The organism is Marinospirillum sp., from assembly GCF_044810985.1.
Taxonomy (GTDB): Bacteria; Pseudomonadota; Gammaproteobacteria; order Pseudomonadales; family Halomonadaceae; genus Marinospirillum.
On the sequence record NZ_CP085242.1, the window covers coordinates 2,585,842 to 2,601,379 of the forward strand.

The window sequence follows — 15,538 nt, forward strand, 5'->3', positions numbered from 1 at the left end:
TTGTACGAGCTGCGTTACGCCATCCCTGGCTCCACTTGCGCTCAGCACCCTGTCGCAGTGCCACCTTCTACCCCTAAATAGCACCTTTTCCCCGAATTGATGAGTTATGAGTTAATTACAGGATACCAAGATGATTGAGATTAAAGACCTGCACGCTAAAGTCGAGGGCACCGAGATTCTGAAGGGCCTTAACCTGAGTATTAAACCGGGTGAGGTGCATGCGATTATGGGCCCCAATGGCGCGGGCAAGTCCACGCTTTCTGCGGTTCTGACCGGACGGGAGGGTTATGAAGTCACTTCCGGAAGCGTCATTTTTGAAGGCCAGAATCTGCTGGAAATGGATGTCGAGGAGCGCGCTCGGGCGGGTCTTTTGCTGGGCTTTCAGTACCCGGTGGAAATTCCGGGGGTCAAGAATGTTTACTTGCTGAAAGCGGCCTTGAATGCCAAGCGCAAGGCGCAGGGCCTGGATGAAATTGAAGCGCCTGCGTTTATGAAGTTGATTCGTGAAAAGATCAAATTCATGAAGATGGACAACAGCTTCCTGCATCGTGCGGTCAATGAAGGCTTTTCCGGCGGTGAGAAGAAACGCAATGAAATCCTGCAGATGCTGGTACTGGAACCCAAGCTGGCGTTGTTGGATGAAATCGATTCGGGCCTGGATATTGATGCCATGAAAACCGTCTCGGAAGGGGTGAATTCCCTGCGTGCGGCCGATCGCAGTATTCTGATGATTACCCACTACCAGCGTTTGCTGGATTACATCACCCCGGATGTGATTCATGTTCTGGCTGATGGCAAAATCATCAAAACCGGTGATAAATCCCTGGCTCACGAGCTGGAAGAAAAAGGCTACGACTGGCTGCTGGAGGGCGCTGCATGAACCAGTATGCCGAAGCCTTCAAGGCGTTTAACCAGGATGCCGAAAACGGCTGGTTAAAAAGCCAGCGCATTGCCGCCTTCGCCCGCTTTGAACACCTGGGTTTTCCGATCAGTGGTGTTGAAGCCTGGAAGTACACCAATACCAAGGCGCTGGCCAAGCGTAATTTTGTTCTGCCGCAAACGGCCGACCTGGATGCAGCCAAAAAACTGCTGGATCAGGCGGGTCTGAAACTCAAGGCCCACCAGCTGGTTTTTGTGAACGGGGTTTACGCACCGGAACTGTCCGATCTGGGTGAGCTGCCCGGAGCCCTGGTGGTTGAGCCTCTGTCCGAAGCTCTGGATAAAGAACTGGAGCTGACTTGCGGCATGATGGGTCGCCTGGCCGGGATTGACTGTGACGTTTTCACTGCCCTGAACTTTGCCTTTGCCGGTGAAGGTGCCGTGATCCGCGTGGGTAACAACCAGATTATTGAAGACCCCATCAGCCTGGTGCACCTCTCCACCGAAGCCGATCAGCCCACCATGTCGCATCCACGCATACTGGTGGCTGCCGGTGCCAACAGTCAGATCAAGTTGGTTGAGCATTTTCTGGGTGAAGACACTGCCAACCACTTCACCAATCGGGTGGCGGAAATTGTTCTGGAGCGCAATGCCCAACTGACTCACTACTTACTGGAAGTCCCCGGCGAGCAAAGCTGGCTGATTGGTCGCACCCATGTCGAACAGAAGCGTGACAGTCGCTACACCTGTCATCATATGAACCTGGGCGGCAAACTGGTGCGCGATGATCTGGTCTGTGATCTTAATGGCACCGGCGCAGAAAGTGACTTCTCCGGTCTGCTGTTTGGTCGCAATAAACACCACCTGGATATCCACAGCCTGGTGAACCATCACGCCCCCACAACCTACAGCCGTGAAAACTACAAGGCCATCCTCAATGACAAGGCGCGGGGCGTGTTCAATGGCAAGGTTATCGTCAAGAAAGACAGCCAGCAGATCGTTGCCGAACAAAGCAACGCCAACCTGCTGCTGAGTGACCAGGCGGAAATCGATACTAAGCCGGAACTGGAAATCTACGCCGATGATGTCAAATGCTCTCACGGTGCCACCACCGGACAGTTGGATGAAACCGCGCTCTTCTACCTCAAATCACGGGGGCTGAGTGACGAACTGGCGAAAGGCCTGCTGACCCTGGCCTTTGCCAACGAGGTGGTCGACAAAATCGACATCCAGCCAATTTACCAGCAGGTCGAAACCACCGTGGCAGGCCACCTGCCGCATCAAGTTGATCTGGAAGAGTTATGACAGTGATTGATTTTGAAGCCCTGAAACAACCTGATTATGACATCCAGGCGCTGCGTGCCGAGTTTCCCATTCTGCAGCGCCGGGTCAACGGCCAGCCATTGGTGTATCTGGATAATGCCGCCACCAGCCAGAAACCACTGGCCGTGATTCAGGCGATGGATGATTACTACCGCAACACCAACGCCAATATCCATCGTGGCCTGCACACCTTGTCTCAGGAAGCCACGGATGCCCATGAAGAAGCACGCGGTAAACTTCAGAGGTTCATCAATGCCGCTTCCCACAAGGAAATCATCTTCACCCGCGGTGCCACCGAAGCCATTAACCTGGTGGCACAAAGCTGGGGGCGAGCGAACCTGAAAGCCGGTGATCAGGTCTTGGTGTCCATGATGGAGCACCACGCCAATATTGTTCCCTGGCAGCAGCTGCGCGAACAACTGGGTATCGAAATCAAGGTGATTCCGATTCTGGATGATGGCAGCCTGGATATGGCGGTTTATCAGCAGCTGCTGACTGAAAAGGTGAAGCTGGTGGCGATCACCCAGGTTTCTAATGCATTGGGCAGTGTTAACCCCATCACCCAAATCATCAAGGAAGCTCACGACCAGGATGCCCTGGTGCTGGTGGATGGTGCTCAGGCAGTGCCGCATCAGGCCGTGGATGTTCAGGCTCTGGATGCTGACTTTTACGTTTTCTCCGGGCACAAGATGTATGGCCCCACCGGTATTGGTGTGCTCTACGGCAAAGAAGCACTCCTGGAAGCCATGCCGCCCTGGCAGGGTGGTGGTGACATGATTGATATCGTCACCTTTGAAAAAACCACCTACGCCGGTTTGCCGCACAAGTTTGAAGCGGGCACCCCGGCCATTGCCGAAGCCATAGGTCTGGGTGTGGCTGCTGACTGGATGCTGGATCTGGGCCTGGGCAAGCTGGCGGCCTGGGAGCACTCTTTATTGCACTATGCCACCGAGCAGATGCAAGCCGAACTGCCGGGTCTGCGCATTCTCGGTGAAGCCCCCGGCAAGGCTGCGGTGATTTCTTTTGTTCTGGAAGGAGCACATGCCCAGGATCTGGGGCTGCTCACCGATCAACTGGGCGTGGCGATTCGCACCGGCCATCATTGTGCCATGCCGGTGCTGCATCACCTGGGTGTGGATGCCACAGCCAGAGCCTCCTTTGCGGCTTATAACACTCTGGAAGAAGTGGATATTTTTGTGGCGGCGCTGAAAAGGGTTCGGGAGATGCTGCTATGAGTCTCAGCAAAGGCGACAAAATTCAACTTCAGCGCGAAACCGAAGTCATTTCCGTGCCTTTTGGAAAGACCATCACCCTGCCTGAAGGCGAAACAGTGGAAGTCATGCAGGCCAAAGGCAGCACGGTGAGTGTCGGCCACCAGGGGCGTTTGTACATGGTCGAAGGCACTAACCTGGATGCCCTGGGCCTGGCGGCGGTACAAAAGCCGGTTCTGCCCAAAGGAGCCAGCAACCAGGAAATCGAGGATTTTGCCTGGGAACAGTTGCGCACCTGCTTTGACCCGGAAATACCGGTGAACATCGTCGATCTGGGGCTGGTTTACGGCCTTAAAGTCGTGGACCTTCTCGATGGTCGCAAGATGCTCAATATCAGGATGACCCTCACCGCACCCGGTTGCGGCATGGGGGAAGTTATCGCTGCCGATGCCCGCCGCAAAATTCAGGGTGCTGAAGATATCGACCAGGTGAATACCGAAATTGTTTTCGACCCTCCCTGGTCGCGGGAAATGATGACCGAAGATGCGCAGCTTGAACTGGGCATGTTTTAAAAAGCTCAGAGTTGACGGCCAGGAGAAGCGTCCAGCAAACTTTGTAGTCGCCTTGAGTTAAGGGAAATACGATATGCCAAAAGACCTCACTGAATCGTCCCACGACCGCCAGAATATCCTCAATAACCGCTATGCCTTGCAGCAGGCGGAGCAGCATTTAGCTCTGGGCGGCGTCGTGTTTGATGGAGAGACGGTGTTTACCAAAGCGCAGGTAGTTGCTTTGTATGACGTGAGTGAGAGTACCATTGAGAAGTATCTTGTCAGTCATGCGGATGAGTTGAAAGCCAATGGCTACACCTTGCTCCGCGGAAAAAAACTTAAGGAATTCAAAGAGTCACTGGATGGTGCCGTAACCAATTACGGTACCAAAACCAGCGTGCTAGGTGTGTTCAGTTTTCGGGCTGTACTGAATCTGGGTATGCTGCTCACCGAGAGCGAACCCGCTCGTGAATTACGCTCCCGCCTGCTGGATATAGTGCTTGATGTCATGGCCGAGCGGGTCGGCGGGCATACCCGGTTTATCAACCAGCGCGATGAAAACTATCTGGTCTCGGCACTACAGGAAGAAAACTACCGCCGCCAGTTTACCGATGCCTTGGATAACTATGTGGAAGGCAGTCACTGGAAATACGCACGCTTTACCAATCTGATCTACCAAAGCATTTTCCACGAAAATGCCGCCGAATATAAAAAGGTGTTGAACTTAGCCGCCAAATCCAACATCCGTGAAACTCTGTATTCCGAAGTGCTGAACCTGATTGCCAGCTATGAATCAGGCATTGCCCATGAGCTGGAGCGAGCAAGTGTGGCCCAGGATCGCAAGCTTACCCAAAAAGAAGCCGAGAAGCTGTTTGCCAGTTTTGAGCAGCACCCGCTGTTCAAACCATTAATTCTGGATGCGCGAACCAAAATGGCCAGCCGAGACTTGTGTTTTCGCGATGCTTTGCATGAAAAGTTGGAAGCCTATATTCAATCCGTACCCGAAGCCGACTTCGAGCGTTTTTTAGGCGAGAAAAGCCGCTCTCTGGAAGAACAGCTTAGTGATCCAGATACTCTGGCAGTACTCAAACGTCTGAAAGATCGCTAACCCCAGGACTGTTGAGATGAGCGATTTCACCAGCAGAGGTATTAGGTTTCTCTATTTTGATGCCGCCCACGCAGTCAGGGTTCACGACTGGATCATCGAACAGTCTGGTGGACTGGCTGGTACCAAGGATATTGGTCAGTTGGAAAGTCCGCTGGAGCATATACAGAATGACCTCTACTACCCAGAGATGGAAGACAAGCTGACTCACTTGGTTTTTTCCATCAACAAGAACCATGCGTTTAATGATGGCAATAAGCGCTCATCGTTGGCTTTAGGTGCTTATTTTCTTGAACTGAATGGCTTTGACTTTGCGGTAAAGAGCTTCGTAAAAGAGATGGAAAACATTGTCGTCTGGGTTGCCGACAATGTCATTGATAAAGACCTGCTGTACCAGATTATCAGTTCTCTGCTTTATGAAGACGGCTACCCGGAAGAGGTCAAACTGGCCATATTAGAGGCCGTGGACTCAGCCAGGTAATTGACCTGTGCCTACTAGTTAATCACCATGCCGGGGCGGAAGCCCTGGACGGGGATGGGCTTGCTGTCTTCTCTTTCGTAAAACCAGGTCTGAACCTGCTGGATGAGTACCATTTCAGCAATTTCGGCAACTTTTTCCGGGCAGTTCATCTTGCTTTGAATAAGGTCGGCGCAATCAAAAAAGTCTTTGGCCGTAGCGCCGTCAACATTGAAGGTGGTTTTGCCCACAGCCATAAAGAAAGGGCCGTTGCGGTCAGACGTGACACTGAGACTGGGGTCGTTCAGTGCCAGTTTCATGTCGGGGTGGTTGAGGATTTCCCGTAGGGCTTCAGGGCTCATATGCAGGTTGATAATGATGGCCTTGAGTAGGGCGGCATCATCATTTTTCAGGCTGGGTTCTTCCGCCAGCTCTTGCATAATTGCGTTGGTAACTGCTTGAGTCATGATGACCTCTATTAACCCGGGCGTGTGTGTTGGTGGAGCTGTGTATCCTAGAAGCTTAAAGCATTCTTGTACAGGCAGCCAAGTCGAACTGACTTTTCAGTCCCTTTCTGGTCTAATGCGCCTTTGCTTTTTTTGATTCAGGAAAACAGGAATTCATGACTGCACCAGCCACTCCCGATATTGCCAGCGGACCGCGCAAACAGCTTCGTAAACACGAAACCGATTACACCCTGCTGGGTACGGCCCACGTTTCTAAAGTCAGTGCTGATGAAGTGCGCAGCCTGATTCAAAGCGGTGAGTTTGATGCAGTTGCTGTGGAGCTCTGTCCGGCCAGGCATGCCAATATGGTCAACCCGGATGCTCTGGCAAAAATGGATCTTTTTCAGGTCATCAAGCAGGGCAAGGCGGGCATGGTGGCAGCCAATCTGGCACTGGGTTCCTTCCAGCAGCGGGTGGCAGAAGAGTCGGGCATTGCACCCGGCGAAGAAATGAAAGCCGCCATAGAAGAAGCCAAGGCTGCTGACCTGCCGTTGATGGCCATTGACCGGGATGTCGGCATAACGCTCAAACGCGTTTACCGCAGTGTGCCCTGGTGGCAGCGCACAGCACTGGTTTCCGGTCTGGTGGGCAGCCTTTTCTCGCGTGAAAAAGTAACCTCTGAGGAAATTGAAAAACTCAAGGAAGGGGATGTTTTGGAATCCACCTTCAGTGAGTTTGCCCAGGAATCGGAAAAGCTTTACCAGGCCCTGATTGCCGAGCGGGATCACTATATGGCACTGCGCCTGGCTCAGGAAAATGGTGACAGTCGCTACAAGAAGGTTCTGGTGGTGGTGGGAGCTGGCCACCTGAAAGGTCTGGAAGAAAACCTGGCTGGTCATTTGCCGGAAGACCCCCGAGAACAACTGGATATTCTGGAAGCAGTGCCCCCCGCCAGCCGCTGGCCGAAATTGCTTCCCTGGATTATTGCAGCCCTGATTATCACTGGTTTTGTGATCGGTTTTAATCGCAATACCGAGTTGGGCATGCAGCTGGTGCTGGACTGGGTGTTGATTAATGGTGGCCTGAGTGCCCTGGGCGTTTTGATTGCCGGTGCTCACCCCTTGACGGTAGTAACCGCTTTTGTGGCTGCCCCCCTGACTTCTTTAAACCCCACCATCGGTGCCGGTTTTGTCGCAGCCGGGGCAGAACTCTGGCTGCGAAAACCCAAGGTGGCTGACTTTTCCCGCTTGCGCCAGGACACCGCCAGCCTCAAGGGCTGGTGGAAAAACAGGGTGTCCCGAACCCTGCTGGTGTTTATTTTTGCCACCCTGGGGTCCGCCGCAGGCACCTACATCGGTGGTTTTCGAATCTTTGGGCTGTTGACGGGGACGGCAGGCTGATCTTAATTTGCTGTTAATGCCGTAAAATCCTGGGTCAGGTACACTCCATTAAATTAACATTTTTGCAAGTGGAAGCAATCAGGTGACCCAGGTTCAGACTTCTCCTTTGGCGACTACAGACCCCGATGTAGTGACTCTTCGCCCTACCGTTTTTCTGACTTTTCTGCTGACTTTTGTTTTAAGTCTGGCACTGGTCTTTGTCTGGGATCAGCGTCAGGTGGAGCTGAGTCAATCCCGCGCCATGAATCTGGCGGGGGACTATGGTTCTGCCCTGCAAAGGGGGTTGGAGAGTTCTCTATCCATCACCTACGCTCTGGCTGCTCTGGTTCGTGAAGGTAAGGGTGAGGTGGCCCAGTTTGCCAGCCTGGCGGATGAACTCATGCCCTACTATCCCGGTGCTTCCGCGATTGCATTGCTGCCGGATGGCGTACTGACCGAGATTGCTCCCCTGCAAGGCAATGAGGCAGCTTTGGGACAGGATGAGTTTGCTGATCCAAATCGATCGGCCGAGGCCTTCAAAGCCATGAAAAGTGGGAAAATGACCCTGGCTGGCCCTTTTGAATTGCGTCAGGGTGGCCTGGGTGCGGTGGGACGTTTGCCGGTTTTTCTGGATGAGCAGCAGCAGGATTTCTGGGGGTTTGTTTCCGTCACCCTGAAATTCCCGGAGGCTCTGGCGGTAGCCCGACTGCCTGAATTGACTTCCCAGGGTTATACCTGGCATCTATGGCGAGAGCTGCCGGAAGAAAAAGGTATCCAGACGATCCTGGCCAGTGAGGAGGATCTGCGCCAAGATCCGGTTCAGCAGCAGTTGACCCTGCCCAATGGTCACTGGTACCTGGATATCACACCCCGGCAAGGCTGGCGTGATCCCTTGAGTCTTGCCGGTCAGCTGTTTCTGGCCCTGCTGCTCAGCTTTCTGCTGGCGCTGGTAATTCATTTGTTACTCAAGACTCTGGAATACCGGCGGCGTCTGGAAGCCGCACTGCAAACCGCAGAAAGTGCCACCCGTGCCAAATCTGAATTTCTCGCCAATATGAGCCATGAAATCCGCACTCCCATGAATGCCATGATCGGTCTCACCGAACTCTGCCTGAGAACGGATCTTTCACCACGCCAGCAGAACTATCTCAATAAAATCATGGCCTCGGGTCGTTCCTTGTTGGGCTTGATTAATGACATTCTGGATTTTTCCAAAATCGAAGCGGGCAAGCTGACCCTGGAAAAAATCCCTTTTGAGTTGGATGAAGTGCTGGATCAGCTCTGGGTGGTGGTCGCCGAGCCTGCACGCACCAAGGGTCTGGAGCTGTTGTTCTACCGTGAACCGGATGTTCCCTATGGCTTAAAGGGCGACCCTTTGCGTATCGGCCAGATCCTGACCAATCTGGTGGGCAATGGCATCAAGTTCACGGATCAAGGGCAGGTGGTGGTTTCTGTGCGCCGGGTACAGCAGTGGCAAACTGCTCTGGAACTGGAGTTTACTGTCGAAGACAGTGGTATTGGCATGAGCGAAGAGCAGCAAAGAAAACTCTTCCAATCCTTTTCTCAGGTGGATACCTCCACAACCCGTCGCTATGGCGGCACTGGGCTGGGGCTCTCCATTACCCGCCAACTGGTGGAGTTGATGGACGGTCAGATTCGGGTGGACAGTGAACCCGGCAAGGGCAGTCGCTTTATCTTTACTCTCAAGCTGGAAACAACCCCTGCCTTGCAGAAAAGCCCTGAAGAGCTGATCGTCAAACACCAGTTGGCGGGCTATCGAATTCTGGTTGTGGATGACAATACAACGGCCGGTGAAATCTTTTTCAGCTATTTGCAAAGCTTTGGTTTTGCCGCTCAGGTCGTCAGCAGCCCCTCCGAAGCCAGACAAGCTTTGCAGGCCGCCAGTCAGCCTTTTGATTTGATGCTGGTGGATATGTCCCTGCCCCAGATGAATGGCTTGCAGCTGATCCAGGAAATCATGCAGGCTGAAAAACCGGTCAATAAACCCCGCTGTATTCTGGTCTCGGCTTTTGCCCGTGAAGATGTTCTGGCCGAACCGGGTGCCGAACACCTGTCTTCTTTTTTGCAGAAACCCGTCAACCCTTCTCTGCTGCTGGATTCCATCGTGGATGCCCTGGGTTTTGCCCCGGTTTCCGGTCAGGGCATGCGAAAAACAGCCAGAATCGATTCGGAACAGCTGCAAGCCATTCAGGGAGCCAGAGTTCTGCTGGTGGAAGACAATGAAATCAACCAGCAGGTGGCCTATGAACTCCTGACCCAGGCACGCCTGCATGTGTACTTGGTGGCTAATGGTCAGGAAGCGGTTGATCTGGTGGCAAAGCAGGATTTTGATGCTGTGCTGATGGACATTCAGATGCCGGTGATGGACGGTTACCAGGCCACCCGGATTATTCGGGAGCAGATGCAACGAACCGATTTGCCGATTATCGCCCTGACGGCCAACGCCCTATTGGAAGACCGGGAAAAAAGCCGGGAAGTGGGTATGAATGACCATCTCAACAAGCCGATTGATCCGGATCTGTTGATGGCTGCCCTGATTGAATGGATACCTGCTGGACAACGCGAACTACCGCCGGAAGAAGAAATGGACACTGAACAGGACAATGAAATTGAGCTGCCCCCTGAGCAGGGTAAGCAACTCAACACCCCGGTTGGCTTGAAGCGCCTGGGCAATAATCGCCAGGCTTATCGGCGCTTACTGGAGCGCTTTGTTGACAGCCAGCAAAATTTTGCAGCGATGCTGGAAGCGGCTTTGGCTGCAAGCGACCAGCAAGAAGCCATCAGACTGGCTCACACCCTGAAGGGGGTGGCTGGCAACCTGGGGGCAGAGGAGCTGCAATACTGGGCTGGTGAGCTGGAAGCTCAGTTGAAAATCGGCACTGAACAGCAAGCCTTGACTCATAGCCATGAACACACCCTGAAAGCTCTGCAGGAAGTGCTGCAGTATCTACAAGACTGGCTGGCCGCCAATCCGCAAGCATCTGCAACAGTAACAGTCGCAAAACCGGAAGCCTGGAGCGAAGAAGAACTGCACAAGGCATTGCAGGCGTTGAGTGATTTGCTGGAAGACTATGATGCCGCAGCGGTGCAAGAGGTTGAAAGCCTTCTTGAACGCGCCTTGCCGGAACCCTGGGCGGCGCGTATCCAAACCATTAAGGGGCTGCTGGCTGAATATGATTTTGAAGCCGCTCTTGAAGCCCTGAACTCTCCACCTCGCTAAACTTTGTAAGAGGTCCCTAATGGATGAACAGACAAAGAAAGCAGACAAGGTGATTCTCGTGGTTGATGATGCTCCCGAAAACCTGGACATCATGACCAGCCTCTTATCAGACCAGTACCAGGTCAAGGCAGCGATCAACGGTAAAATTGCCCTTAAAATTGCTGAAAAGCAACGGCCTGACTTGATCCTTCTGGATGTGATGATGCCCGAGACGGATGGCTATGAAGTCTGTCGTCAACTCAAGGCCAACCGAGTCACCCGCGAGATTCCGGTGATCTTTCTCACCGCGCTGGATGGGGTGGATGATGAAACCCAGGGTTTGAAGTTGGGAGCGGTGGATTACATTGCCAAGCCACTCAACCCTTCCATACTTCTGACTCGTATCGATACCCACCTGTCGCTGGATGAAACACGTCGACAGCTTGCCGAGCAAAACCAGGCCCTCAAAGAAGCGGCCCGTATGCGCGAAGATGTTGAGCGCATCATGCATCATGATCTGAAAGGGCCCCTCAGCAGCATCATCAGTATTCCAGCCCTGTTCAAGGAATATGACAACCTCACCGAGCGGCAGCAGGAATTCATGGAGATGCTGGAAGGAGCAGGCTGGCGCATGCTCAGTATGATCGAGATGTCCCTGATTCTGCTGAAAATTGAATACGGCACCTATCAGCCTGATCTGAAAGAGGAAAGCCTGCCGGACTTGCTGCAGAAAGTGGTCAGGGAAATGTCACAGGCCTTCCGGAAAAAACAGCTGGATTTGCAGCTGGAAATCCCCGAACCCTTGCAGAAACTGACGATCAGCACAGAACCCTTGCTGATTTATAATCTTTTGACCAATCTGTTGAAAAATGCCTGTGAAGCATCGCCCAGAGACATGCCAGTCAGGATTCAACTGACGCAGGAAGCCGGTGCCTGTCAGCTGGTGATCGAAAACTCCGGCGAAGTCCCTGAGGAAATCCGGTCACGATTTTTTGACAAGTTCGTGACTTCAGGCAAAAAGCAAGGCACAGGGCTGGGCACCTATTCGGCCAAACTGATTGCCAGGGTTTTGAATATGGATCTGCAGCTGGACACCTCCTTGCCCGGCCACACCCGATTGCTTCTGAATTTTTTATGCCAGTAGAGTAAGTTGCTGATATAAATAAGATATAACCTGTTAACACTGCCTCAAGATGCTGTTAAGTAACCTTGCTTGATGAAGGTGTATTCTTTTGCTTGAGATTCAATCAAGCAAAGGAAGGGCCTCATGATTTCGCATAGGTTTCAATTGAACCCGGTTGATACTGATTCTCCAGGAGACTTTCAGGTGCTGGTGGTCGACGATGATCCGGTTGTGGGCCGGGTGGTTGAATGTGTATTGGATGATATGTGCAACTGCCACCAGGTGAGCTCCGGGCTGGAGGCTTACTCCAGTGCTGTTGAGTTACAACCGGATCTGATTTTGCTGGATGTTATGTTACCGGGGATGAATGGTTATGACATTTGTCAGCATCTCAAGGAAGACCCCTCAACGGCCTCGATTCCGGTTATCTTCCTGACCTCCAGGAAGGATTTTCATGACGAGCGGATGGGTCTGCGCCTGGGAGCGGTTGATTACCTGAATAAGCCGGTCACACCGGATTTGCTGAGACTCAGGATTCGCAACCAACTGAAGGCCACAGCAGGCATTCGCCAGCTGCACCGTGAGTCCCGCCAGGATGCCTTGACCGGTATTGGCAATCGCCGTGTTTTTGATGATGCCTTGCAAAACAGCTTGAACCTGGTGGTGCAGAAGCAGGTGCCACTGTCCCTTGTTCTTTTGGATCTTGATTATTTCAAGCAATACAACGACCACTTCGGACATTGGGCGGGTGATCAAGTGCTTAAACAAGTGGCTGCTGAAATTCGTGATTTCGCCGGTCGTTACTCGGGGTTGGTGACTCGTTATGGGGGTGAAGAGTTTGCAATCCTCTTTATGGGTTTGTTGCCTGAAGAACTGGAGAAGGCCATGCAGCAGACTTGTCGGTTGATTGAAGGTCTGGATATCCAGAACCCCAAGGCACCTGCTGGACCGGGAGTGGTTACCGCCAGCCTGGGCGGTGTTTATCTGGCACCCGGCTTTTATTCAACCCCGCGCCACCTGATTATTGAAGCCGATCAAATGCTCTACAGTGTCAAACATCAGGGTCGTAATCACTGCCGTTTAAAAAAGGCTGCTGCTGTCGAGGGACCCTGTGAAGCCTAAATGTTTTGCTGTGAAGATTAAGCTTTTGTTCATCGGGCTTGTAATGCCAATGGTTTGTTTCGCTCAGGTTGCAGGGGCATCCGTTCTGGAATTGAATCCCGGTCAACAAGAAGTCTGGTCCTTGACGGGGTTTCTCAGCGCTGGGCCGCAAGAGTCCGAAAAAACGCCTGCCGAATTGCTGCAGGACTCCAGCCTCTTTACCCCTCTATCGGGAATGCCAGCCTGGGGCTTTAGTTCACAGACCCACTGGCTGCGCCTGACCCTTGAGTCCAACTTCACGGATCGCCACCTTTGGTTGCTTGAGGTTGACCCGGTCTTTACCGATCATTTAACCCTCTACTGGGAAGATGCCCAGGGGGAGTTGCAAAAACTCAAGGCTGGGGACCTGGTGCAGGCCAGTGAGCGTCCTTTTAATTTGCCGCAGCAGGTCTTTCCGCTGGAAATCAAACCGGGTGAACAAAAGACTTTCCTGCTCAGTATTGCCGGCACCAACCCCTTGTTTGCCGATCTGTCACTCTGGGTGCCGGAAGCCTTTATTGAAAGTGCCCAGCACCGCCATTTCTACATGTCAGCCTACCTGGCTGTGCTGGCGCTGATGCTGCTTCTGGGCGTGATTTATTCAGGCCTGCTGCAAGATAAAACCTATGCTTTTTACACCCTTTATGTAATGACCCAGCTTGCTTTTCAGTTGGCGCATTCAGGCTATCTGGGATGGCTGGTCAATATACCCTGGCCCCGCTTTCCGGATTTACTGGCTTCGGCTTCGGTTTCCTTGAGCCTGGCTTTTTTTGCCCTGCTTTTCAGTCGTTTGACAAGGATGCGACAGGATTTTCCGCAACTGGCCCGCTACTATCTGCTCACGGCCTGGGTAGTGGCCGCTACGGGGCTGACCTTTGTTTTTCTGGATCGTTATATTCTGGTGAGTTCCTGGATTCAGCTCTACATCCTGATGTTGACGGCTTTTGCCGTGATCTTTTCAATTTATCGTCTGGTGACGGGAGAAACCCGGCTGGGCAGTGCCTATTTGCTGATTTTCGGGGTGCTGGCTCTGGGGGTTGTGCTGCGCATTCTGCGTGAGCAGTCTTTTCTGCCCAATAATTTCTGGACAGAAAATGCCATGTATTTAGGCACACTGGTTCACCTCCTGGCCATGCAGTTCATGATTGTTCTGTCCATTAACCAGTCCCGTCAGGCCAATAAAGAGGAATTGGAAAAGGGGGTGCAGCAACGCACTGCAGAGCTGCAAGAACGCAATCACCAGCTATTGGCCAGTCACCAGGAAAATCTCGCCCTGCAAGCGGATCTCCACAAAAGCCTTGAAAAAGAAAGCCAGACTCGCCAGGCGCAGCAGGATTTTTTACGCATGGTATCCAATGAATTCAGGACACCTCTGACGGTGATTGATGGTGCCCTGACCCTTTTGAATATGCAGCAGGATGCCGAAGCCATAACCCGAGCCTCCTGGCTGGAAAGAATTCGTGGAGCCCAGCAGCGTCTGGTTTCCCTGGTGGACACCAGTTTATGGGATCAACGCCTTGCTGATGATGATTGGCAGCCCAGCCGGATCCAGCTTGATCTTTTACCTTGGATGCTCCAGCTCACGGAAAATCTGCGCCGAATGTATAACGATAGAAACCTGGCTTTCCAGCCCCAGGCCAGTTGCCAGCTGGAAGTTGATCCAGAGATGTTGCAGATGTTGCTGCAAAGCCTGGTGGACACCCTGGTGACGCATTTGCCTCCGGAAGTGGAAATCACCCTGGGTTTGCAGCTTGAGCAGGAAAAGCTACTGATCCAGGTGACGACTCCCGGTAAAGGCCTGTTGCCTGAGTTGGTTGACTCCATGCAGACACGCTATGGCAAAAGTCAGAACAGAAAATCCGGTAGCGGACTTTATCTGGCAGGTGCCGCGGCCAGGAAACTGGGTGGTGTGCTGGAGTATACATTGTTACCGCAAGGAGCCAGCTTTGTGGTCACCTTGCCAATAAAAACGAATAAGAAGGTTGCATGATGACTGATCCATCGCGAATTATTTTTGTTGAAGATGATATTACCCTGCGCAGTGTTCTGGTGGAGGTTTTTCGGATACAGGGCTTTGTGGTTGATGAGGCCGAAGGGGTTGATGAGTTTTTTGCTTTCTGGAAAAAGCAGAGTTATGACCTGATTCTGCTGGATCTTAATCTGGTTGATGAAGACGGGCTGGTACTGCTGCGTAAACTCCGGCTGCAAAGCGATGTGCCTCTATTTGTCGTTTCCGGTCGTACGGATCGGGAGACCCGTTTGGCAGCCCTGGAAATGGGCGCTGATGACTACATCGTCAAGCCTTTTGACACCCAGGAGCTTCTGGTTCGAGTCAGAAACTTTCTGGGGCGGATGTCGCGTATGAAAGGGGGAGTGCTGGCTTCCATTCAGATGGCAGAATGGAAACTCGGGAAATGGATCTTTTCAGAGAAAACCTGCAGCCTGCAATCGGCAGAAGAAGAGGGTGAGGGAGAAGAGGTATATCTGACCCCTTCTGAATACAAGATTCTTTTGACCCTGGTTCGGGCTCAGGGAGCCTATGTCAACAAGATGAAACTGATGGATGTGATCGACTATGGTCAGTGTGAAACCTCACCTGAAACCATTGCTGTATTGATTCATCGGATAAGGCGCAAGCTGGGTGACAAAACCATGATTCAGAACATGCCTAAACACGGTTATCGCATCCGTTGCTGAAATACTT

The 15,538-nt window shown here is 52.6% G+C and carries 13 protein-coding genes; 12 read left to right on the forward strand and 1 reads right to left on the reverse strand.

Annotated elements, in window-relative coordinates; genetic code table 11:
- Positions 1 to 130: 130 nt before the first annotated feature.
- The 6 genes from sufC to LG323_RS12195 all read left to right on the forward strand — a co-directional run bounded on the left by sufC (position 131) and on the right by LG323_RS12195 (position 5,550).
- Positions 131 to 880, forward strand: a complete 750-nt coding sequence (gene sufC / locus LG323_RS12170) for a Fe-S cluster assembly ATPase SufC (RefSeq protein WP_310697986.1) — start codon at positions 131 to 133, stop codon at positions 878 to 880.
- Positions 877 to 2,184, forward strand: a complete 1,308-nt coding sequence (sufD, locus tag LG323_RS12175) for a Fe-S cluster assembly protein SufD (protein ID WP_404416559.1) — start codon at positions 877 to 879, stop codon at positions 2,182 to 2,184. Before sufC ends, sufD begins: the two co-directional genes overlap by 4 nt.
- Positions 2,181 to 3,437, forward strand: a complete 1,257-nt coding sequence (locus LG323_RS12180; protein ID WP_404416562.1) for a cysteine desulfurase — start codon at positions 2,181 to 2,183, stop codon at positions 3,435 to 3,437. The genes sufD and LG323_RS12180 overlap by 4 nt, the downstream gene beginning before the upstream one ends.
- Positions 3,434 to 3,985, forward strand: coding sequence for a putative Fe-S cluster assembly protein SufT (gene sufT / locus LG323_RS12185; RefSeq protein ID WP_404416564.1), 552 nt, complete (start codon positions 3,434 to 3,436; stop codon positions 3,983 to 3,985). Before LG323_RS12180 ends, sufT begins: the two co-directional genes overlap by 4 nt.
- Positions 3,986 to 4,058: 73 nt before the next feature.
- Positions 4,059 to 5,072 carry a hypothetical protein gene (locus LG323_RS12190; RefSeq protein ID WP_404416567.1) on the forward strand — a complete coding sequence of 338 codons (1,014 nt, stop codon included), beginning with the start codon at positions 4,059 to 4,061 and terminating at the stop codon, positions 5,070 to 5,072.
- A 16-nt stretch (positions 5,073 to 5,088) separates the two neighbouring features.
- A complete protein-coding gene (locus tag LG323_RS12195; protein ID WP_404416569.1) occupies positions 5,089 to 5,550 on the forward strand; it encodes a type II toxin-antitoxin system death-on-curing family toxin in 462 nt (153 codons plus the stop codon).
- 14 nt (positions 5,551 to 5,564) lie between these two features.
- Here LG323_RS12195 and LG323_RS12200 read toward each other — a convergent pair whose 3' ends face one another.
- A complete protein-coding gene (locus tag LG323_RS12200) occupies positions 5,565 to 5,993 on the reverse strand; it encodes a hypothetical protein (protein WP_310697565.1) in 429 nt (142 codons plus the stop codon).
- Between the two features lie 155 nt (positions 5,994 to 6,148).
- On the opposite strand from LG323_RS12200, the gene LG323_RS12205 reads away from it, so the two are divergent.
- The 6 genes from LG323_RS12205 (at position 6,149) to LG323_RS12230 (ending at position 15,531) form a co-directional block, all read left to right on the forward strand.
- Entirely contained in the window at positions 6,149 to 7,372 is a 1,224-nt protein-coding gene (locus LG323_RS12205) for a TraB/GumN family protein (RefSeq protein WP_404416572.1), read from the forward strand.
- A gap of 82 nt (positions 7,373 to 7,454) precedes the next feature.
- Complete coding sequence (locus LG323_RS12210) at positions 7,455 to 10,592, forward strand: response regulator (protein WP_404416575.1); 3,138 nt, start codon at positions 7,455 to 7,457, stop codon at positions 10,590 to 10,592.
- A gap of 19 nt (positions 10,593 to 10,611) precedes the next feature.
- Complete coding sequence (locus LG323_RS12215) at positions 10,612 to 11,715, forward strand: response regulator (protein ID WP_404416578.1); 1,104 nt, start codon at positions 10,612 to 10,614, stop codon at positions 11,713 to 11,715.
- A 123-nt stretch (positions 11,716 to 11,838) separates the two neighbouring features.
- Positions 11,839 to 12,816 carry a diguanylate cyclase gene (locus LG323_RS12220; protein ID WP_404416581.1) on the forward strand — a complete coding sequence of 326 codons (978 nt, stop codon included), beginning with the start codon at positions 11,839 to 11,841 and terminating at the stop codon, positions 12,814 to 12,816.
- A 43-nt stretch (positions 12,817 to 12,859) separates the two neighbouring features.
- Positions 12,860 to 14,824, forward strand: a complete 1,965-nt coding sequence (locus tag LG323_RS12225; RefSeq protein WP_404416584.1) for a 7TM-DISM domain-containing protein — start codon at positions 12,860 to 12,862, stop codon at positions 14,822 to 14,824.
- Positions 14,821 to 15,531, forward strand: coding sequence for a response regulator transcription factor (locus LG323_RS12230; RefSeq protein WP_404416587.1), 711 nt, complete (start codon positions 14,821 to 14,823; stop codon positions 15,529 to 15,531). The genes LG323_RS12225 and LG323_RS12230 overlap by 4 nt, the downstream gene beginning before the upstream one ends.
- Positions 15,532 to 15,538: the final 7 nt, after the last annotated feature.